This window comes from Vibrio maritimus (assembly GCF_021441885.1).
GTDB classification, from domain to species: domain Bacteria; phylum Pseudomonadota; class Gammaproteobacteria; order Enterobacterales; family Vibrionaceae; genus Vibrio; species Vibrio maritimus_B.
The window spans coordinates 985,940-1,008,029 of sequence record NZ_CP090438.1; the positions used below are offsets into that span (position 1 = coordinate 985,940).

The 22,090-nt window shown below is 46.8% G+C and carries 17 protein-coding genes and 1 tRNA gene; 6 read left to right on the top strand and 12 right to left on the bottom strand.

Annotation, left to right across the window (positions count from 1 at the left end; all coding sequences use genetic code 11):
* Positions 1-303 precede the first annotated feature (303 nt).
* The 3 genes from LY387_RS04590 (at position 304) to LY387_RS04600 (ending at position 4,944) form a co-directional block, all read left to right on the top strand.
* Positions 304-1,395 carry an efflux RND transporter periplasmic adaptor subunit gene (locus tag LY387_RS04590; protein WP_234495462.1) on the top strand — a complete coding sequence of 364 codons (1,092 nt, stop codon included), beginning with the start codon at positions 304-306 and terminating at the stop codon, positions 1,393-1,395.
* Entirely contained in the window at positions 1,395-4,523 is a 3,129-nt protein-coding gene (vexH, locus tag LY387_RS04595) for a vibriobactin export RND transporter permease subunit VexH (RefSeq protein ID WP_234495463.1), read from the top strand. The genes LY387_RS04590 and vexH overlap by 1 nt, the downstream gene beginning before the upstream one ends.
* A gap of 100 nt (positions 4,524-4,623) precedes the next feature.
* Positions 4,624-4,944 carry a DUF1244 domain-containing protein gene (locus LY387_RS04600; protein ID WP_042476594.1) on the top strand — a complete coding sequence of 107 codons (321 nt, stop codon included), beginning with the start codon at positions 4,624-4,626 and terminating at the stop codon, positions 4,942-4,944.
* Positions 4,945-5,037: 93 nt separating this feature from the next.
* On the opposite strand, the gene LY387_RS04605 is transcribed toward LY387_RS04600, so the two are convergent.
* A complete protein-coding gene (locus LY387_RS04605) occupies positions 5,038-6,363 on the bottom strand; it encodes a Na+/H+ antiporter family protein (RefSeq protein ID WP_234495464.1) in 1,326 nt (441 codons plus the stop codon).
* A 25-nt stretch (positions 6,364-6,388) separates the two neighbouring features.
* Positions 6,389-7,039 (bottom strand): ribonuclease T, encoded by a 651-nt coding sequence (gene rnt / locus LY387_RS04610; RefSeq protein WP_234495465.1) that lies wholly within the window; start codon positions 7,037-7,039, stop codon positions 6,389-6,391.
* A gap of 262 nt (positions 7,040-7,301) precedes the next feature.
* On the opposite strand from rnt, the gene motY reads away from it, so the two are divergent.
* On the top strand, positions 7,302-8,186 hold the full coding sequence (motY, locus tag LY387_RS04615) for a flagellar protein MotY (RefSeq protein WP_234495466.1): 885 nt from the start codon (positions 7,302-7,304) through the stop codon (positions 8,184-8,186).
* 401 nt (positions 8,187-8,587) lie between these two features.
* Here motY and LY387_RS04620 read toward each other — a convergent pair whose 3' ends face one another.
* Complete coding sequence (locus LY387_RS04620; protein ID WP_234495467.1) at positions 8,588-9,970, bottom strand: hypothetical protein; 1,383 nt, start codon at positions 9,968-9,970, stop codon at positions 8,588-8,590.
* A gap of 935 nt (positions 9,971-10,905) precedes the next feature.
* Between LY387_RS04620 and LY387_RS04625 the strand changes: the two genes are divergently transcribed.
* Positions 10,906-11,604: a toxin-antitoxin system YwqK family antitoxin gene (locus LY387_RS04625; protein WP_234495468.1), complete on the top strand. Its 699-nt coding sequence runs from the start codon at positions 10,906-10,908 to the stop codon at positions 11,602-11,604.
* An 86-nt stretch (positions 11,605-11,690) separates the two neighbouring features.
* On the opposite strand, the gene gloA is transcribed toward LY387_RS04625, so the two are convergent.
* From gloA to LY387_RS04670, 9 genes are all read right to left on the bottom strand, one after another.
* The gene (gloA, locus tag LY387_RS04630; protein ID WP_042476622.1) at positions 11,691-12,107 is read right to left on the bottom strand and encodes a lactoylglutathione lyase; all 417 of its coding nucleotides are present in this window, start codon (positions 12,105-12,107) and stop codon (positions 11,691-11,693) included.
* A gap of 18 nt (positions 12,108-12,125) precedes the next feature.
* Complete coding sequence (nth, locus tag LY387_RS04635; protein ID WP_042476625.1) at positions 12,126-12,767, bottom strand: endonuclease III; 642 nt, start codon at positions 12,765-12,767, stop codon at positions 12,126-12,128.
* A gap of 99 nt (positions 12,768-12,866) precedes the next feature.
* The gene (locus LY387_RS04640) at positions 12,867-13,556 is read right to left on the bottom strand and encodes an electron transport complex subunit E (RefSeq protein WP_234495469.1); all 690 of its coding nucleotides are present in this window, start codon (positions 13,554-13,556) and stop codon (positions 12,867-12,869) included.
* Positions 13,556-14,185, bottom strand: a complete 630-nt coding sequence (rsxG, locus tag LY387_RS04645) for an electron transport complex subunit RsxG (RefSeq protein WP_234495470.1) — start codon at positions 14,183-14,185, stop codon at positions 13,556-13,558. The genes LY387_RS04640 and rsxG overlap by 1 nt, the downstream gene beginning before the upstream one ends.
* Positions 14,186-14,189: 4 nt before the next feature.
* The gene (gene rsxD / locus LY387_RS04650; protein ID WP_234495471.1) at positions 14,190-15,236 is read right to left on the bottom strand and encodes an electron transport complex subunit RsxD; all 1,047 of its coding nucleotides are present in this window, start codon (positions 15,234-15,236) and stop codon (positions 14,190-14,192) included.
* The gene (gene rsxC / locus LY387_RS04655) at positions 15,236-17,995 is read right to left on the bottom strand and encodes an electron transport complex subunit RsxC (RefSeq protein ID WP_234495472.1); all 2,760 of its coding nucleotides are present in this window, start codon (positions 17,993-17,995) and stop codon (positions 15,236-15,238) included. Before rsxC ends, rsxD begins: the two co-directional genes overlap by 1 nt.
* An 8-nt stretch (positions 17,996-18,003) precedes the next feature.
* On the bottom strand, positions 18,004-18,585 hold the full coding sequence (rsxB, locus tag LY387_RS04660) for an electron transport complex subunit RsxB (protein WP_128648622.1): 582 nt from the start codon (positions 18,583-18,585) through the stop codon (positions 18,004-18,006).
* Positions 18,585-19,166, bottom strand: a complete 582-nt coding sequence (rsxA, locus tag LY387_RS04665) for an electron transport complex subunit RsxA (RefSeq protein WP_042476631.1) — start codon at positions 19,164-19,166, stop codon at positions 18,585-18,587. The genes rsxB and rsxA overlap by 1 nt, the downstream gene beginning before the upstream one ends.
* A 215-nt stretch (positions 19,167-19,381) precedes the next feature.
* Positions 19,382-19,457, bottom strand: a tRNA-Asn gene (locus LY387_RS04670).
* A gap of 488 nt (positions 19,458-19,945) precedes the next feature.
* Between LY387_RS04670 and uvrB the strand changes: the two genes are divergently transcribed.
* Positions 19,946-21,976, top strand: a complete 2,031-nt coding sequence (gene uvrB, locus LY387_RS04675) for an excinuclease ABC subunit UvrB (RefSeq protein WP_234495473.1) — start codon at positions 19,946-19,948, stop codon at positions 21,974-21,976.
* Positions 21,977-22,090: the final 114 nt, after the last annotated feature.

The following is a 22,090-nucleotide window of genomic DNA, read 5'->3' on the forward strand; positions in this document are numbered from 1 at the left end:
TGATGTTTTCCCAACGCATCACTCAAGTTCGGAGCGCATCATAACAAACTGCGTATGGCTGTAAACCCTTTTTTGCTGATTTTGAACTGAATGGTGCCTTTTTGGGCAGAGACGGCTAAAAAGCGTGTTTTTAGTCATTATTATTTATACAGCAGCGAGTTATATTGGTTCTACGTCAACATGGATACAAAAGATTAGCCACAATTGTAAATAGATTAGCGCGTTAAGATTTACACTTCTTGACGTTATTGGGCGTATAACTCGCTAGAATAACCATAGTTTTTACACTAAAAGACACACACAATGAAAAATAAAACCATAATGGGTTTGCTGGCACTGTCTATTCTCTGTGTTTCACCAGCAACTCTAGCCAAAGGAAAGGCTGGCGCTAGGGCAGTCTCTGTCGTGACCGAGCAAGTCGCCATTCATCAAGTTTCCCAGTCACTGTCTCTTGTTGGCAAATTAGAAGCTGACGAATCCGTGATTATCTCTTCTGAAGTCAATGGCATTGTCGACCGCATTCAAGTTACCGCAAACCAAACCGTTGAAAAGGGACAACTCCTTGTCCAATTGAACGACGACAAAGCGCTCGCGGCAGTTGCAGAAGCACAAGCCTACGTCCGCGACCAAAAGCGTATCCTTGCAGAGTTCCAACGCCTAGTTGACCGCAACGCGATTACCAAAACAGAAATCGATGCTCAAAAGGCTGCTGTTGATATTGGTAACGCACGTCTAGACGCAGCTAATGCCAACCTTAACGACTTATATATAGAAGCCCCTTTTGCTGGCACTGTGGGTCTTATTGATTTCAGTCGCGGTAAACTAGTGAATGTAGGTACTGAATTGCTGACACTCGATGATCTATCAACGATGCAGCTCGATCTCCAAGTCCCTGAAAGTTATCTTCCAATGCTCGAAAGGGGCATGGATGTTACCGCGCTTACTGCGGCATGGGGCCCTCGAGTATTTACAGGTAAAGTCGTAGCGATAGATACTCGCGTGAATCAAGAAACCCTTAACCTGCGTGTTCGTATTCACTTTGAAAACGAAGACAGCCGCTTGAAGCCAGGCATGCTCGCACAAGCTCGTATGGAATTCCCACCAATTGAAGCACCAATTATCCCAGTTCAAGCATTAGAGTATTCAGGCACTAAGCGCTATGTGTATGTTGTTGATGACAACAATAAAGCCCATCGTACGGAAGTCTTCCTCGGTGCTCGCGTAGGTAACCAAGTTGTGATTGAGAAGGGAATTGAGATTGGTCAGCGCATCGTGGTGCAGGGCATTGTTAACATGCGCGATGGGGTTTCAGTCTCCGAAGTTAACGCGAATGGAGAGCCAAGTGCTGCTCGCATGCAAGGCGACAAAAAGCCAACGGATAAGGAAGCCAGCTAATGTTGTTATCTGATGTTTCCGTTAAACGTCCGGTAGCGGCCATTGTTCTGAGCTTGCTGCTTTGTGTTTTCGGTATCGTGTCGTTTAGCAAACTCGCTGTGCGAGAGATGCCGGATATCGAGAACCCTGTTGTCTCTATTTCTACTCGCTATGAAGGGGCGTCAGCCACTATTATCGAGAGTCAGATAACGTCGGTTATCGAAGACCAGTTATCAGGCATAAGCGGTATCGACGAGATCGAGTCGACAACACGTAATAGCATGTCTCGAATTACTGTGACGTTTGAGCTTGGCTATGACCTAAATACCGGTGTCAGTGATGTTCGTGATGCGGTAGCAAGAGCTCAGCGCTCACTGCCAGATGAAGCTGATGATCCACTGGTGTTTAAGAACAACGGTAGTGGTGAGGCATCGCTTTACATCAACCTCAGCTCCTCTGAAATGGACCGCACCCAGCTAACCGATTACGTCAATCGTGTACTGGTGGACCGCTTTAGTTTGATATCCGGGGTGAGCTCGGTTGATATCTCCGGCGGCCTGTATCAGGTGATGTACGTCAAACTCAAACCAGCCTTCATGGCGGGCCGTGGAGTGACAACGTCTGATATCACTGCAGCACTGAGAAGTGAAAACATTGAGAGTCCGGGTGGTGAAGTTCGTAACGATGCTACCGTTATGTCGGTACGTACAGCGCGTGCTTATAGCACTCCTGTTGACTTTGAGTATCTCGTGGTCAAGCGAGCAAGCGATAATACGCCTATCTACCTTAAAGACGTAGCTGACGTTTATGTGGGGGCCGAGAACGAAAACTCAACGTTCAAAAGCGATGGTGTCGTTAATGTGAGTATGGGTATCGTGCCACAATCTGATGCCAACCCACTGGAGGTCGCAGACCTAGTCCACAAAGAAGTTGAACGCATGCAGCAGTTCCTTCCCGAAGGGACACGCTTGGCGATCGACTATGATTCTACCGTTTTCATCGATCGCTCGATTTCTGAGGTATACAACACCCTGTTTATCACAGGTGGATTGGTCATCCTGGTGCTTTACATCTTTATTGGTCAAGCGCGAGCGACACTTATCCCCGCTGTCACCGTACCTGTGTCTCTGATTTCATCTTTCATTGCAGCGTATTTCTTTGGCTTCTCCATTAACCTCATCACGCTAATGGCACTTATCTTGTCAATTGGCTTGGTGGTTGATGACGCCATTGTGGTTGTGGAGAACATCTTCCACCACATCGAGCGTGGCGAATCACCGCTACTAGCTGCTTATAAAGGGACAAGAGAAGTCGGCTTCGCCGTTATCGCAACCACGCTAGTACTCGTTATGGTGTTCCTACCGATCTCCTTTATGGACGGTATGATAGGACTACTGTTCACCGAGTTCTCAGTTCTGCTTGCTATGTCGGTCATCTTCTCGTCCTTGATAGCGCTGACCCTAACGCCAGTACTTGGCAGTACTATCTTGAGAGCGAATGTAAAACCAAACCGCTTTACTCAAGCGATAGACCGCGGTTTTAGAAAGCTAGAGCGTGGCTATAAGGCGGCGCTTGCTAAAGCCCTTAAGCTAAGATGGCTTGCGCCGATTGTTATTATCGCTTGTGTTGGCGGCAGCTTTCAGTTGATGCAACATGTGCCAGCACAGCTCACGCCATCAGAAGACCGAGGTGTTATCTTTGCCTTCGTTCGTGGTGCGGACGCGACCAGTTACAACCGCATGGCGGCCAATATGGACATCGTCGAAGATCGTCTGATGCCTTTGCTTGGTCAAGGATTCTTGAAGTCATTTAGTATCCAATCTCCGGCATTTGGCGGTAACGCGGGTGACCAAACTGGCTTTGTCATCATGATTTTGGAAGACTGGAACGATCGTGACGTTACCGCGGCGGAAGCATTGGGAGAAGCGCGTAAAGCGTTGGCGGGTATCGCCGATGTTCGAGTGTATCCGTTTATGCCAGGTTTCAGAGGCGGGTCCAGTGAACCAGTCCAGTTTGTTATCGGTGGCTCAGACTACTCAGAACTTCAAACTTGGGCAGACAAGCTAGAGCAAGCCGCAGAGGAATCGCCGTTTATGGAAGGGGCGAGTACTAACTATTCAGAGAAAACGCCGGAACTTGTTGTCACCATTGATCGCGAACGAGCTGCCGAACTGGGTATTAGTGTCGCTGATATCTCAGACACTCTTGAAATTATGCTAGGCGGTAAGAGTGAGACAACCTACGTTGAGCGCGGTGAAGAGTACGATGTGTATATCCGCGGCGACGAGAACAGCTTTAACAATGCGGCGGACCTTAGCCAGATCTACATGAGAACTCAATCGGGTGAGCTGGTGACTTTGGATGCGGTGACCTCAATTGAGGAAGTGGCTTCGTCTATTCGTCTGTCTCACTACAACAAGCAAAAGGCTATCACTATTAAGGCGAACTTATCTGATGGTTATACCTTGGGTGAGGCGTTGGATTTTCTCGACCAACAAGCGATAGAAATGCTACCTGGAGATATTTCTGTAAGCTATGCCGGCGAGTCGAAAGACTTTAAGGAGAACCAATCAAGTATCTTAGTGGTGTTTGGTTTGGCGCTACTGGTGGCTTATCTTGTGTTGGCAGCGCAGTTTGAGAGCTTTGTTAACCCGTTGGTGGTGATGTTTACGGTACCTATGGGGGTCTTTGGTGGCTTCCTTGGCTTGGTGATCATGCAGCAAGGTCTGAACATCTATAGTCAAATTGGTATGATCATGTTGATCGGTATGGTAACTAAAAACGGTATCTTGATCGTCGAGTTTGCCAACCAGCTCCGTGATAAGGGCATTGAGTTTGAGAAAGCCATCATTGATGCCTCAGCTCGACGTCTTCGTCCGATTATGATGACCGCATTTACTACACTTGCCGGTGCGATTCCGTTGATTCTGTCGACAGGTGCTGGTTATGAGAGCCGCGTCGCGGTGGGTACAGTCATCTTCTTCGGAATGGCGTTTGCTACTCTGGTTACGCTGTTTGTCATTCCAGCGATGTATCGTCTGATCTCTGCGAGAACGCAATCGCCGGGGCATGTCGAGGCAGAGCTCAACAGAGCACTCAGTCATGATGTGAAAGCGCGCAGCAGTCATGGTGAGTTAAGCGATGTCTAGCTAAACAAAACATAGATAACAAATGCCCAGTTTCAACTGGGCATTTTTTCGTTTGTTGGTTAGGATGGAGATAGAAAAACCAACAATAAAGGAAAGTAGAGTGGCTGATTTCAAATACAAAGATCTCCCGCAAGACCAACAAGATAAGCTCGACGCAGCTGTATTTCGCCGCCTTCTTGCGCACTTAGATAGCAATAAGGACGTTCAAAACATCGACCTTATGATTCTGGCTGGCTTTTGTCGTAACTGCTTTAGTAAATGGTATAAAGCAGAAGCGGAAACCCAAGGCCTAGACCTAGATATCGATGACGCTCGCGAGCGTGTCTATGGTATGACGTACGACGAGTGGAAGACGAACCACCAACCAAAGGCAACACCTGAGCAGCTTGCTGCGTTCGAAGCGAGACAAGCGAAGAAATAAGCGTTTGTTATCAGATACGAAAAAGGCTTGGTCAGTGACCAAGCCTTTTTGCTTTCTACGTATTTTAGGGCGAGACAACAAGTCTTCGAACGACTACAGCACCATCGCTGCAATCCAACCAAACACGATGAGTGGGATGTTGTAGTGGATAAAGGTAGGAACCACTGTCTCCCAAATGTGCTCGTGTTGACCGTCTGCGTTCAAACCCGAAGTTGGACCCAATGTTGAGTCAGAGGCTGGCGAACCCGCATCACCCAGCGCAGCTGCAGTACCGACAAGTGCAACGGTTGCCATTGGTGAGAAGCCGAAAGCGATAGCAAGCGGTACATAGATAGTTGCAATGATTGGAATCGTAGAGAATGAAGAGCCGATACCCATAGTGACCAAAAGACCAACGACTAGCATTAGCAGTGCCGCTAGAGGCTTGTTGTCACCAATGCTAGTGGATAGAGCTTCTACAAGAGACTCAACGCCACCAGTCTGCTTCATTACCGCAGCAAAGCCCGCTGCAGAAATCATAATAAAGCCGATCATCGCCATCATGTGAACACCTTTAGTGAACACATCTTGTGTCTCTTTCCATGCAATCACGCCGCCAAAGGTAAAGACCATGAAACCAGCAAGTGCACCGATAATCATTGAACCAGAAGTCAACTGAACGGCTAGCGCCGCTACGATACCAGCGATAGCAATAAAGATGTTCTTCTTGTTGATGTGAGAAGGCTCTTCATCGATTTGTGTCATCTCTGTTGCAGCGTACTCACGCGGTTTACGGTAGCTAAAGAAGATCGCGAGAAGTAGGCCCGTGATCATGCCGAGCGCAGGAAGTAGCATCGCCATAGGGACTTGTGATGCAGTTACCGACTCTAAACCGTTGTCATGTAGGTTCTTAAGCAAGATATTGTTTAGGAAGATGCCACCAAAACCGACGGGCAGAACCATGTATGGCGTAACAAGACCAAAGGTCAACACACAAGCTACTAAACGACGATCAAGCTTGAGTTTCGCAAATACGCCTAGCAAAGGTGGAATCAAAATTGGGATAAAGGCGATATGCACAGGGATTACGTTCTGAGACGACATAGTCACGAGAATCAGCGCGACAAGAACCGCATACTTAAGACCTGTTGAGCCCGCTGAGCTTTCTTTGCCATGAATTCGCTTAATCACGCTTTGTGCAAGTAGGTCAGTAATACCAGACTTGGAAATGGCAACCGCGAAGGTACCTAGCATCGCGTAGCTCAATGCGATAGTAGCACCGCCACCAAGACCACCTTCAAAGGCGCTAACAGCATCGGTCAGTGACATACCAGAGACAACGCCACCAACGATGGCACTAAATGTTAACGCAACGACAACGTTAACGCGCATCAATGCCAGAACCAGCATGATGCAAACGGAAATAACGACAGGATTCATAATAATCTCTAAAAGTTGTGTTTGTTTATTCTTGGTTCTCGTCAACGACAGGCCAGCCACCAAGTGCTTTCCATTTGTTGACGATTCGGCAAAACAGCTCAGCCGTCTTTTGGGTGTCGTAAAGAGCCGAGTGGGCTTCCTTGTTATCGAACTCCATGCCTGCGACTTTACAAGCTTTTGCCAATACCGTTTGACCAAAAGCAAGACCACTTAATGTCGCGGTATCGAAGGTAGCAAACGGGTGGAAAGGTACGCGCTTAAGTTTGGCGCGCTCATTCGCCGCACTAACAAAGCTGTGATCAAAATTCGCATTGTGTGCCACCATGATTGCTCGATTACAATCGTGTTGCTTTTGCTCCTTTCGAATCACTTTGTAGATCTCTTTCAGTGCCTCTTGTTCAGAAACCGCTCCACGCAATGGGCTAAACGGGTCTCGAATACCGTTAAACTCCAACGCTTCCTTTTCTAGGTTAGCGCCTTCGAACGGTTCGATGTGATAGTGCATCACAGTGGCAGGTTGTAGGTTACCTTCTTGGTCCATCTTTAATGTGATGGCACAGATTTCCAGTAACGCGTCAGTGCTAGCATTAAAACCTGCCGTTTCCACGTCGACAACAACGGGAAAATAACCACGGAATCGCTTTTTTAGCGTTAGAGCTTCGTTTTCTACAGACATGTTAGAGTTTTTTAATGTGACGAAGCGGGCATTATTGCAGATTCTTTCAGCATAAAAAACCAAACAACGCATTTAATTTCGGGCTTAATACCTCAACCATAGATACAGGTAATCGTTTGTATCTCATTCTTCATGACAAGTTAGTTAAAATCAGACGTTGATGTTGGCGGGATATTTGCAATGTACAAGATGGAGATCCATCTAAATGCATTAGCGGCAAGGATATGCCGCCGATGTTATTGCTGTCGAGTTATCTATCTATATGAAATTAAAAACTTTACTTGCCACTTTCTTGTTGCCAGCGTTAATCGCTCCCGTTGCCAATGCGGCAATTGAGAAGCGCTACGTGGCAACACCAACCCAGTCTCAATGGGAGATGGTAAGTAATACACCGTTGGAGTGCCGCCTTGTTCATCCGATCCCAAATTTTGGGGATGCGGAGTTTATTGCACGTGCGAGCAAAAAGATTAACCTCGACTTTGAACTGAAAATGCGCCGTGCAATGGGCGAAACACGCAATGTTAGCCTAGTATCAATGCCACCACCTTGGCGTCCAGGCGATAGTGCAGACCGCATCAGTAACCTACAGTTTTTCAAACAGTTTAATGGTTATGTCGGCGGACAAGCTGCATGGAGTATCTTGAGCGAGCTCGAAAAGGGACGTTATCCGACCTTTAGCTATCAAGACTGGCAGAGCCGTGATGAACGTATCGAGGTGTCACTCTCGTCGGTATTGTTCCAAGGTAAATACAATGTATTCAGTGATTGTATAGCCAATCTTCTGCCATATAGCTTTGAAGACATCTCGTTCACCATTCTTCACTATGACCGCAACAGCGAGCAGTTAAATAAAACCTCTCAACATCGACTACAACAGATCGCTGAGTACGTAAGATACAATCAGGATATCGACTTGGTGTTGGTATCCACTTACACCGATTCAGGTGAAACAAAAAGTGAGAGTCAGCAGCTTTCCGAAAAGCGCGCTGTGATTCTACAAGACTACTTCCACTCTCTAGGATTACCAAAAGATCGAATTCAGGTGCAGGGTTACGGTAAACGCAGACCGATTGCGAGTAATGAATCCCCGATTGGCAAAGCGAAGAACCAGAGGGTAGTGATTTCGTTTGGGCGGACTGAGGTTTAGGGTCTGTTTGGCGTTGGAGTTTTGGAAACCAGTAGTAGAGAGGCTGCTGGTTTTTTTGTTTTTGGGATTGGTGTTAAGAGGTGATTTGCTCGCTGCCCGGAGCCTGATGGGCTCGACAATGTCGGTCTCAAATTTGTCGTCATTCCGCACTTGATGCGGAATCTACTTAACGCGCGTGCTGAAAGTCAAAAGGGAAGTTGCTAGTTGCTTATTTATGTTTAAATTACTTTTGGACATGAATGAGTCAGCGCTTTTACTAAATTAGAGAAAGTTGAATTAATACAAATTTGGCACCCCGTGAGTTAGCTCTGGTATAGAATAGCTACCAAAGCTAACATTTTCTGGGTAAAAATAAGGTACTGGTTTATACGGTAGTCACGATGCTATCTGGATCGCTAATATCAATTACCTCTTGAATTTAGGTAGTCGTTGATCAGCGAGTTTCGGTAAGTACCAAATGGTGCGTCATTTGCTGAGTCTTTACGAGTGATATATCGCCCTTGTAACCGGACTGTATCGCCTGAACTAACAAAAAAACTTACAGAGTCACCCGTGTCTAATTTTAGACTTTTGGAAGTAAGCACATCATTGATGTATAAGCTATCGATATAGGTAGTTTCGTCTTCCAACTCGGCAATTGTGAACTGTTTTACATTCTCAGGAATAGTAAAAGAATCTGAGACTGTAGTGTTTTGACCGTCTGGAAGCAACTCTCTTATGTATACGGCCTGCTCCGAAGTGAAGAACAAATGTGGGCACGAACCACATTGCCAAGCTTTGTTTATGGTATACATGTTGGTGATATCAAAGTCATGTATTTCTACGGAGTGATTCTTGTTTTGGCTTTGAAAGCCAATAGATTTTGGTGCAATGACCGTCCCAAAACTCAACATTTCTTCTAAGTCGGCAGACGACCCAGATTGATGGCTTAGTTCTCTAAACCATTCTCCATCGGCAAATTTCGGGATGCTAGAGATTTTTTTTGTTGTTATGCCTCCAATTGGAGTAATCAATATGCTTACAGGGATAACAACCGTTTCATTCCGCTTTATAGGCGCTCTAGGTAAAGTATAAGCTCGAGGTTTGAGAGCAGCCTCAGAAGTTCTCTCGAAGGTTTGACTCAGGTGTGTTTCACTTTCTAATTGCTCAAAAGTAACGTTGGTATCAGAGTTATTTGTAATGGTGAGGAATACCCCCCAAACACCTCTTAACATATACTCTTCGATCAAAGGTACCCCCCAACAACCATGCTCATAGGTTCCGATGAGTGCTGTCGGAAACTTCTCGTGAACCTTATGGTCAAGCATTACTCTTGTCAGAGGGTCATCTTCTGAGAGCTTTTTAAGCTCCTCAAACTTAGGTGATCTAATAGTATCAAAGTAAGGAAATCTACCTTGTCTGTCTTCAACAATCTCAGCTTCAGGATATTCTTTTAAGTAATCTTCAACACTATTAAAGTCATTCCCATATTTACCCAAATCTCGATATCTTCCGCTCTCAGTCCTCGTTAGCTCTTGAAGGGAAGTGAATACATTGTTTTCAACAAGCAACGGATTCATCACAGGGATAACCTCTAAGTTCTTGTTTGCTATAGCAATCAGATCATCAAAGGTCTGTGATACCAGATATTTGATAGACAGTTCTGGAAGAGATGTCTGTGACTCGTTCAAAAATGCCTTCAGTTCCTCAAGAGAAAATTGAAACTGAGGGTTAATATGAACATCTCTGCCAGCCTGAATGTTAATAGACTCATCACCAGACTCTATCTTCTGCTTGTTGAACATTGTTACTCCTAGAAACGTGTATCTCTACCAGATTGGATATTTATGGATTTCTTGCCTGACTTTATCTTTTGATTGGCCAAACTGCGCTTGTTTCGTATCTTTATTGTGAGCACAGCCAATAGAACTGCGGCAATACCAGAGATTACGTACGTTCCAAGACCACTAAATAACCACTCATGATTATCCTGCAGGTAATTTATAAACTTTTCAATGAGTTCCATCATGCTCTCTGAGTTGGATTTAGTAAAAGGATGTTGGTATTGAGCATTAGAACGCCGTTGTGTTCAAGTGATAATTTCCCTCAAGAGGCGTTTTTCATGCTCGTTTTTGTTGAGCTCCATTTAATAGCTAGTACCGTGCGAATAGAGTCAAGTGTTGCTTACTGCCTTACCATTAGATCCAGTAGTGCAAAAACAGATCACTAAAATATGCATAATGATCGATGCCAACATGTTTTGGGGCAAAAATGAGTTTTCTCAATGTAGGCAGTTTTGTATTGATATCTAGAAAACCACTTGAACACTGAAGATTAATACCCCCTCTAACTCCCCCTATGTTGCGCTGGTCAGCAAGGCAATGGGCTATGGTATTAAGGGGGAGAACAGTCTTTTGCGTTGGGGAGTCTGTGAAAACTTGAGAGTTAGGGATACTTGGGTGGTGGCAGTAAAAAGTTGGTCGTTAAAGCCCACTGTTTTCTTGGCTCAGTGAGGTGATTTTAACTATTAACGTTTAAGGCCAGCACTAGCTCTATAGTTTTGAATCAACTCAACCTCTGTGCCTTCAGGCTCATTACCAAAGCTAAGTTAGTCTCTTATACACATCAAAGGTTCCTTTTTATTTTTGCAACAATACTAATCATGATTACCTCTTTGTTAATGATTTTCTCAATACTATTCTGACTGTACCGACATAAGTTATGTATTTGAGGTAACAACATGAAGAGTTCGATTGCAATTATTGCAGGTGTTCTAACCTGTGCTTCCATCGGAGCTTACGCTACAGAAACGACGGTTGAAGACACCGGTAATACGGTAGATTATGTTCAAGTTCGAAATGGCGTTGCCTATCAGGTTAATGAGACAACGCCATTCACTGGCAGACTGACCAGAAAATATGATACTGGCCAAAACGCGCTGCAAGTGAAGTTTGCCAATGGTAAAGCAGTTGGTTCAGAAACTACGTGGTATCCCAATGGACAAGTCGCGTCCAGCATTAACTACCGAGAAGGTGTCGCTACCGGTGAATGGAAGCAATGGTATGATAACGGTCAGCTAAAAACGGATTCACACTACCAGAATGGCAAGCGCAGTGGGCACTACACTGAATGGGCTTACAATGGTCAAAAGGTAGTCGATGCCAATTACGACAAAGGTAAACTGCAAGGTCAGGTGTCGACTTGGTATGAAAACGGTCAGCCGCGAACGGAAGCCACTTATGATGGTGGGCAAAAAGATGGACCTGCTATTCAATATTACTCCAATGGTAACAAGGCCTACCAAGCTAATTATGAAGATGGCGCGATCAACAACGGCACCATTACACAGTACTCAATGGACGGTCAAAAAGCTTATGAGGTTACAGTGAAGAACAACAAGGTTGTCTCAGAACAGCATTGGTTTGACGGCAAGTCATAAACAGTTTGGGATGCTAGGGTAGAGAGAGTAAAAAGCCAGTGGTTATTTCCACTGGCTTTGTCATTTGAGCTTTATGAAATCAGCGCTTAACCTTCAAGCCCTGCACTGGCTTCTTTGTTTTGAATCAGCTCAATCATGTAACCGTCAGGGTCTTTGACGAAGGCGATTTGAGTGGTGCCACCTTTTACGGGGCCAGGCTCGCGCGTGACGTTGCCGCCAGCCGCTTTGATTGCATCACATGTGGTGTAGATATCGTCTACGCCAATAGCGATGTGACCATAAGCGCTGCCCAGGTCATATTCAGTAACGCCCCAGTTGTAGGTCAGCTCAATGACTGCACCTTCAGACTCGTCACCAAAGCCTAGGAAAGCTAGGGTGTATTTGTATTCGGTATTTTCATTTTTACGCAGCAATTTCATACCAATGACGTCGGTATAAAACGAGATAGACTTATCTAAATCACCTACGCGTAGCATAGTGTGAAGGATACGACCGTTAGACATAACATTGCTCCCTTAATATTAATTGTCTGGATAGACTTTATCTTTGAACTCACATAAATCTTCAATAATGCAGCTGCCGCAGCGCGGTTTGCGGGCGACACAGGTATAGCGTCCGTGAAGGATCAACCAGTGATGCACATCAAGTTTAAATTCTTTTGGAACGACTTTGAGTAGTTTCTCTTCCACATCGTCGACGGTTTTACCCATCGCGAACTTAGTGCGGTTTGAGACGCGGTAGATGTGGGTGTCTACGGCGATCGTTGGCCAGCCGAAGGCAGTGTTGAGTACTACGTTGGCGGTTTTGCGCCCTACGCCGGGTAGGGCTTCTAATGCTTCGCGGTTTTCTGGTACTTCACTGCCGTGTTTTTCAATAAGGATCTTGCAGGTCTTGATGACGTTTTCGGCTTTTGAATTGAACAGGCCAATAGTCTTGATGTACTCTTTGACGCCATCAACGCCCAGTGCCAGCATGGCTTCTGGTGTATTCGCGACTGGATAGAGTTTATCAGTGGCTTTGTTCACACTGACGTCGGTTGCCTGCGCAGAGAGGAGGACGGCGATGAGCAGTTCAAATGGCGAGCTCCAGTTAAGCTCTGTCTCTGGATTGGGATTGTTCTCGCGAAGCCGCTCTAGAATCTCTTTTCTTTTGGTGTTGTTCATTTGCTGACTATTTCTTCCGCTGATTGCTTGTACTTAGTGTCTGAGTATCCAGTATGTTTTTATTATAAAAATGCCCGAAAGTCTCGGGCATGAAAAGCTTTAGTTAGTAACGCGAGCGCGTTCAATCTCTGGTTTTTCTTGTTTTGGTTGGCGCTGCTCGATTTGCTTATCGATAACGTTCTTAAGGGCAATTAAGAAGCCGACACCGATAAACGCGCCTGGTGGCAATAGTGCCAACAGGAACTGGCTATCAAATTGGAATACTTCAATACGAAGCGCTGCTGCCCAGTCACCAAGCAAGAGGTCGGCACCATCAAATAATGTCCCGTTGCCAATCAGCTCACGCATGGCGCCAAGGACGACCAGAGCAGAGGTCATGCCCATACCCATCCAGAAACCATCCAGTGCCGCTGGACCAACCGCGTTCTTGGAAGCAAAGGCTTCTGCACGACCAATAATGATACAGTTGGTCACGATAAGGGGAATGAAGATACCCAGCGACAAGTAGAGGCCGTAAGCATAAGCATTCATTAATAGCTGAACGCAGGTTACCAGCGCCGCTATAATCATTACAAAGACTGGAATACGGACTTCTTTTGGCACATAGTCTCGCACTAACGAAACAGTAACGTTTGAACCAACAAGTACCAAAAGTGTCGCCAAGCCCAAACCAAGCGCGTTGGTCACAGTTGATGATACGGCTAGCAGTGGGCACAGACCCAGCAGCTGGACGAGGGCAGGGTTGTTATCCCACAGCCCGTTCTTTAGCAGTTCTTTAGACGTTGCCATTATTCACCTCCACAATTAAGCGGTTGGCTTAGAATGGAATCGCGATTGGTGTTCACGTATTCCACGGTGTTTTTTACGGCTTTAACCACCGCACGCGGCGTGATAGTTGCACCGGTAAAGGAATCAAACTGTCCGCCATCTTTGCGAACTGCCCAATCCCCTTGATTGTCTTCAGTGACTTGCTTACCAGCAAAACCAAGAATCCAATCGGTAATTCTAAGGTCGATTTTATCACCCAGCCCCGGCGTTTCTTGATGCGCTAATACTCGTGTACCAAGAATAGTACCAGTCGTGTCTAGGCCGATAATCAGCTTTATTGCACCGTTGTAGCCGTCTGGTGCAATAGTCTCGATGGCCAGTGCCGTCGGTTCATTGTTGACGGTTGCAATGTAGACAGGTTGCGCCTGATTGGTGCCCAGTGCTGGGTCACTTACTAGGGTACAAGCGGCATACAGTTCATTATCGTGCAGTTCATGAGGAATCACCTCATTGAGCGTGGCTTGAAGCTGTGCTCGCTCTTGGCGAACGATTTGGTCTTTGGTTAAGTACTGGGTAACCGCGACTAAACCTGTTGAAGCACAGGCAAAGACAGCAAGCGTTAAGCCGTTTTTTCTGATTGCGTTCAGCATGGTATCAATGTCCGTAGGTTCTTGGTTTAGTGTAGTAATCGATCAGTGGCACACACATGTTGGCGAGAAGAACGCTAAACGCCACACCATCAGGGAAGCCACCCCAAGTTCGGATCACAAAGACCATCAAACCGATAAAGGCACCAAAGATAAGTCGACCTTTCACTGTCGTTGACGCGGAAACAGGGTCAGTTGCAATGAAAAATGCACCCAACATAGTCGCACCGGATAGTAGGTGCAGTAGTGGCGAACCTGTCTCGCCCGGCAGAACCAAAGCAAAGGAACCGCTGACGATAGTCAAAGATGCAAGCATCGCGACTGGGATGTGCCATTGGATTATGCGCAGTTTTAGTAGAACCAATCCACCAAGAAGGTAGGCAAGGTTTACCCACTCCCAGCCAACGCCGGCTAGGCTACCGAAAATAGGCTGTTCGAAGACTTCAGCTGACGTATTGCCGTTACTAATACCGGTTTTGAACGCATCAAGCGGCGTTGCCATCGTGATCCCATCAATGCCGGTTCTGATCTGCTGAAGCGAGTAGCCATCCGCATCAAAACCACCAAAAATCAGTGAAAATGCATCTGCAAAACTCACGGGCTCACTAGAGATAGCGTTTGGTGCAATCCAGCTTGTCATTTCCACAGGGAAAGAGATAAGCAAGACTACATACGCCACCATAGCTGGATTAAACGGGTTTTGTCCTAAGCCACCATAAAGGTGCTTGGCGATAACGATAGCGAAGACCAGACCAATGGCCACAATCCACCATGGTGACAGTGGCGGGATGGCAATCGCCAACAGCCATGCAGTGACCAGTGCACTGTAATCACGAAGTGCTAGTGATGGCGAGCGCTTACGAAGAAGCATAATTGCCGCTTCTAAACCAAGTCCAACAACAATAGCGAATGCAAGTTGAACTAGCGTTCCCCAACCGAAGAAGTAGGTTTGAGCAACCAAACCAGGCAAAGCGCATAGGGCCACACCTTTCATCAAGTCTGGTGTACGTTTGCGGCTATGTGCATGTGGAGAGCTAGCTATAAAGAACGACACTAGTTGTTCTCCTTATTTTTTTCTTGTTCGAGTTTTCGTGCTTTAGCTCGCGCAATCGCAGCGGCGACCGCGGCTTTCTTTGGATCTTCCGTCTCAGGAGCATTCGAATCAGAGGCTGTAGTTTGACTGTCTACCTCTGGCGCTTCAGCTTGTGCTGCTTGCTTGCGAGCCTTAGCTCGAGCAATTGCCGCAGCCACAGCCGCTTTCTTCGGGTCATCCGATTCAGGCGAAGCGGTTTCACTGTCTGCTTCCGGTGTTTCAGCTTGTGCTGCTTGCTTGCGAGCTTTTGCTCGGGCAATTGCAGCAGCAACGGCCGCTTTCTTCGGATCGTCCGATTCAGGCGCAGCTGTTTCGCTTTCTGCTTCCGGCGTGTCAGCTTGCGCTGCTTGCTTGCGAGCTTTAGCACGAGCAATGGCAGCGGCCACAGCCGCTTTCTTCGGATCTTCTGATTCAGGTGCAGTTGTTTTACTTTCTGCTTCCGGTGTGTCAGCTTGCGCTGCTTGCTTGCGAGCTTTAGCACGAGCAACTGCAGCAGCTACGGCCGCTTTTTTCGGGTCATCCGATTCAGGCGCAGCGGTTTCACCGTCTGTTTCCGGTGTTTCAGCTTGCGCTGCTTGTTTGCGAGCTTTTGCTCGGGCAATTGCAGCAGCCACAGCCGCTTTTTTCGGGTCATCCGATTCAGGTGCAGCTGTTTCACTGTCTACTTCTGTTGCTTCAGCTTGTGTCGCTTGCTTACGAGCTTTAGCACGAGCAATTGCTGCGGCAACGGCCGCTTTCTTTGCATCGCCCGTTTCGGCTGCAGGTGATTCACTCTCTGAGATTGAGGTTTCAGCTTGCGACGCTTCTTTTCGTGCTTTCGCCCGCGCTATCGCCGCGGCAACCGCATCTTTTTTCGCACTTTGCTCATTCGACTCAACATCGCCTGCTGATTCCGCAGCTTGTTGCTGAGCCGCTTTTTTCGCTTTGGCTCTTGCCAGCGCTGCGGCTATTGCGGCTTTCTTAGGATCTTGTTCAGTAGTGCCAGCGTCATTCTCAACAGCGTTTGAGTCAGTGGCTTTTTGCGCTTTGCGCTCGCGTGCTTGACGTTTGCGCTCTTCGCGCAGTTTTGCCATTTCGGAGTTATCAGGCTCAGCTTGACCTTGTTTCGCCGCTTCTGCTTGTTTTGCTTTCGCACGAGCAATAGCTGCAGCGACAGCCGGTTTGACTTCGCCAGCTGTATCAGCGCCTGCTTTCTGTGCTTTAACTCGCTCTATTGCTGCGGCAATGGCGTCGTCACCACCGCTAGATTTCATTTGTTTACGACGATCGTCTGCTGCTTTCTTGAAGCGGTTCTCGCGTTCAGCTTTATCACGCTCTAGACGTGCTTTTTTCTCTTCAAAACGAACCTTGGCACGCTCTGCTGCTTCTGATTCTGCTTTACGTGTGCGGATCTCTGCTTTTGCTTGACGATAGTACTGGACGAGCGGAATTTCGCTTGGGCAGACAAATGCGCACGCACCACACTCAATACAGTCTTTAAGGTTGAGCTCTTCACACTTATCGTATTCTTGCGACTTGGCATACCATTGCAGTTGCTGTGGCAACAAAGATGCAGGGCAGGCTTCTGCGCACTGACTACAACGGATACAGGCTATCTCGTGAGAGCGAGGGTCGATCTCTCTAAACGTCGGCGCCAAAATGCAGTTAGCAGTTTTGGTGATAGGCACATTCGCATGCGGCAAGGTGAAGCCCATCATAGGGCCACCCATGATTAGGCGCTGAGATTTCTTATCTGCTTTGTAGCCAAATTCATCGAGCAGGGCTTGCACTGGCGTGCCAATCAATGCCCAAACATTGCGTGGCTTCTTGAAGGTTTTACCCGTAAGGGTCACCACACGCTCAACAAGTGGCTCGCCGTTGCAAACAGCACGTTTAATCGCGTAAGCCGAACCAATATTTTGCACCATCAAGCCAATATCTGCCGGAATGCCACCAACAGGTACCTCCAGGTTGGTTAGGATCTTAATGAGCTGCTTTTCACCACCAGAAGGATACTTCGTTGGAATGACCCGAATGACGATATCTTCGTCAGCTGCTGCCATTTCCAGCGCTTTGATCGCTTCTGGTTTATTGTCTTCGATACCGATGATAGTGAGCTTTGGCTTTAAGACATGCTTAAGGATATTGATCCCTTCAATCACCTCTTGCGCAAAGTCTTGCATTAAACGATCGTCAGCTGTGATATACGGTTCACACTCTGCGGCATTGAGGATCAGGATCTCGGTACGCTGCAAGCCAGACTGAATCTTTTTGGCAGTCGGGAAACCCGCACCACCCATGCCAGAGATACCCGCTAAGCGAATCTTCTCGATAATGGCGTCGGGTTCGAGTGCGGTAAAATCGGCAACTGGATCGAGCTCTATCCATTGGTCTTGTTGGTCTGATTCAATAACAATGCATAGATCGCTAAGACCAGACGGGTGCGCAATAGTGCGAGGCTCAATTGCTGTGATAGTCCCCGAGGTTGGTGCATGAACAGGCAACATAAATGCCGCATTCACTTGGCTAAGCGGTTGTCCCTTGAGCACTCGGTCGCCAACGCTGACCAAGATGTCGCCTGGTTTACCAATATGCTGTTTAAGGGGAATGACTAATTCGTTTGGAACTGACGCTTTAACAATTTCGCTCTGATTAGACTGCTTCTTATTTTCTTGTGGGTGCACGCCACCCGGGAAGTCCCAAAGAGAGCCAGTTTTAATCTGTTCGATGAGTGATAACATAGTGCTCCCTATTTACCGTTTAGTTCTGTAGTTGGTTCGGTAATATTGACGACAGGGATAGCATCCATTTGCCATTTCCATGTATCAGCTGTGGTTTCAACGGGGATCATTTCAATACAATCAGTTGGACAAGGTGCAACACAAAGATCGCAACCCGTACACTCATCCTTGATAACGGTATGCAGGGCTTTCGTGCCCCCCACAATGGCATCTACCGGGCAGGCTTGAATGCATTTAGTGCACCCAATACACATGTCCTCATGAATAAACGCCACTTTCTTAATCGATTTCTCAGCATCGTGAGCAGAGTCCTCGACTTCAACGCCCATTAAGTCTGCCAGTTTTTCGATAGTAGGCTGACCGCCCGGAGGACATTTGTTAATCGCATCACCGTTGGCGATAGCTTCCGCGTAAGGGCGGCAACCTGGGTATCCACATTGACCACATTGGGTTTGCGGAAGAATACTGTCTATTTGGTCAACGATCGGGTCGGCTTCCACCTTAAACTTAATGGAGGCGAAACCCAGCACAGCACCAAATAAGCCTGCGAGAATGACGACGGCAATAATAGCGATAAGGATGGTAGTCATTACAATTTCACCAACCCTGTAAAGCCCATGAACGCCAGTGACATGAGACCTGCTGTAATCATGGCAATCGATGCACCTTTAAACGGTGCAGGGACGTCGGCCGCAGCAATACGCTCGCGCATGGAAGCGAACAGAATGAGCACCAACGAAAAGCCGACAGCCGCGCCGAATCCATAGATGATAGATTCAATAAAGTTGTGGTTTTCATTGATATTAAGAAGTGCAACACCGAGAACCGCGCAGTTGGTCGTGATCAGCGGTAGGAAAATACCGAGTAGACGATAGAGTGTAGGACTCGTCTTGTGCACGACCATTTCTGTGAACTGAACCACCACGGCAATCACCAAGATAAAGCTCATGGTTCTGAGATATTGAATGCCGAGCGGAACCAGTACATAGGTTTCCACCAGATAGGCGCACACAGAGGCTAGCGTCAGTACGAATGTCGTCGCTAGGCCCATGCCAATTGCTGTCTCGAGTTTTTTCGACACGCCCATAAACGGGCACAACCCAAGGAATTTTACCAGTACGAAATTGTTGACGAGTACCGTACCCACCAACAACAAGAGATATTCGGTCATAATAATAAGTGTAAAGAGCTCCGATCCCAATATTATCCTGTTTTGAGCGGTGAATAACAACCTGCGAAATCTATGGTTTTGCTTGTTTGTACGAAAAGTATAAGCGTTCGGGCTAAAAACGAAAAAAGCCATGTCGTTTGACACAGCTTTCGAAGGAGATTTCTGTCTAGCAGATACGAAAAAGCCGCGTCTTACGACACGGCTTATTCTGAATTTGGCTCCCCCTGCGGGACTCGAACCTGCGACATACGGATTAACAGTCCGCCGTTCTACCAACTGAACTAAGGGGGAATTGCTTAAAGCGGGGCGAATCTTAGCTATCCTAGATGTTTGAGTCAACGGTTTTTTTGAAAAATCACCAGAAAAAAAGATCCAAAAATTTCTTTACTTTTCTGAGAGCCTTGCGGGTGTTGAGCTTGTTTTACTTATCCACCAAATTTGTGGATAAATGTGTTAATTGTACGGGGTCAATTCAGAATTTGAGTAATTACTCACTTGTCAGCTTGTGAATAACTGATTCTTAAGTCAATTAAGTTGATAATAAACAGTTATTTACGAATGTTATTGAGAAAAGTATCAAAAGTGAGAATAAGGATGTTCACAGAGTATAATTGATTGATTGGGGAAAAACCGTGGATGAATTTGCGATTAACGTTTGGAGCTAGAGCTTGGCGGGGCGATTACGATAGCAAACATGGTTGATAAAAGCGAGCATTTTAGTTGCAAAATTAGGCGACTAGCGTTGAAATACTAGGGTTGCAGATAAGGGATAGAAACACATGGCAAAACACTTTGATTTGGTTTCCGACTACCAACCATCTGGCGATCAGCCTGCCGCTATCGCTCAACTCGTAGATGGGCTTGATTCAGGTTTGGCACACCAGACTTTGCTCGGAGTGACAGGGTCAGGTAAAACCTTCACGCTTGCTAATGTGATTGCACAGGCGCAGCGCCCTGCTATTTTGCTAGCGCCTAACAAGACACTCGCGGCACAGTTGTATGGTGAGATGAAGGCTTTCTTTCCGAATAATGCTGTCGAGTATTTCGTTTCATACTACGACTACTACCAACCAGAAGCGTACGTTCCGACCACCGATACTTTCATCGAAAAAGATGCATCGGTAAACGCTCATATTGAGCAAATGCGATTATCAGCAACCAAAGCGCTGCTTGAGCGTAAAGACGCCATCATCGTCGCATCTGTATCCGCGATCTATGGTCTGGGTGATCCAGACTCCTATTTGAAGATGATGCTTCACGTGACGCGTGGCGCGGTCATCGACCAGCGAGACATTTTACTTCGCTTAGCAGAGCTTCAATATTCACGAAACGATGTCGCGTTTGAACGCGGACAGTTCAGGGTTCGCGGTGAAGTCATTGACATATTCCCGGCTGAATCGGATCAAGAGGCGGTACGTCTGGAGATGTTTGACGATGAGATCGACTGCATCAGCCTGTTTGATCCTCTTACTGGTGTGATTACCCAAAGAGATATTGCGCGTTACACCATCTATCCGAAGACACACTACGTAACACCAAGAGAGCGCATTCTTGATGCTATTGAAGAGATAAAAAAAGAACTCGTTATCCGACAAGATTACTTAAAAGAGAACAATAAACTGCTCGAAGAGCAGCGGATATCGCAGCGTACCCAGTTTGATATCGAGATGATGAACGAGCTTGGTTTCTGCTCTGGCATCGAAAACTACTCTCGTTACTTAAGTGGTCGTAAAGAGGGTGAGCCGCCTCCGACGCTGTTTGATTACTTACCAAAAGACGGTTTGCTGATCATCGACGAATCCCACGTGACGGTTCCACAGATCGGGGCCATGTACAAGGGTGACCGCTCTCGAAAAGAGACGCTGGTGGAGTTTGGTTTCCGTTTACCTTCAGCATTGGATAACCGTCCAATGAAGTTCGAAGAGTTTGAGATGATTGCGCCGCAAACCATCTTTGTTTCGGCAACGCCAAGTGCTTACGAGCTTGAAAAATCCAACGGCGATGTAGCGGACCAAGTCGTGCGACCTACAGGTCTGTTAGACCCTGAAATTGAAGTGCGCCCGGTGGCGACTCAGGTTGATGATTTGCTGTCAGAAGCAAAAGCGCGAGCTGCGATTGATGAGCGTGTTTTGGTCACAACGCTGACTAAACGCATGGCGGAAGATCTGACGGAATATCTCAATGAGCATGGCGTGAAAGTTCGCTATCTGCACTCAGATATCGATACCGTGGAGCGAACCGAAATCATTCGTGATTTGAGGTTGGGTGAGTTTGATGTCTTGGTAGGGATCAACTTACTTCGAGAGGGTCTCGATATGCCAGAGGTTTCTCTGGTGGCGATTCTCGATGCCGATAAAGAAGGCTTTCTGCGCTCAGAGCGCTCTTTGATCCAGACGATAGGTCGTGCGGCCCGTAACCTCAAAGGCAAGGCGATTCTTTATGGTGACACCATCACCAAATCAATGAAGAAAGCCATTGATGAAACCAATCGTCGCCGTGAAAAACAGCATGCTTATAATGAAGAGCACGGTAAAGTGCCGACTGCGCTAAAACGTAATATCAAAGATATTATGGAGATAGGCGGCGCAGTGAAAAGTGGTAAGCCTAAAAAAGGCAAACAGGTACCACTGTCGAAGGTGGCCGAGCCGTCGCAGGCTTATGTGGCGCTATCTTCTCAAGATCTTGAGAAGCAAATACTCAAGCTCGAAGGCGAGATGTACCAACATGCTCAGAACCTTGAGTTTGAGTTGGCAGCCGAAAAACGTGATGAAATAGAGAAACTTAGACAGCACTTTATTGCAAACAGTTAACAAGCTAGGAGCAGTCTGCTAGGCTGCTCAGGTTTTAAACTGCAAAATAAAAATGGTTTTTACCAGCCAATAATTGCAAAATGCGAATATGCTTATAAAGCAAACATAACAAAA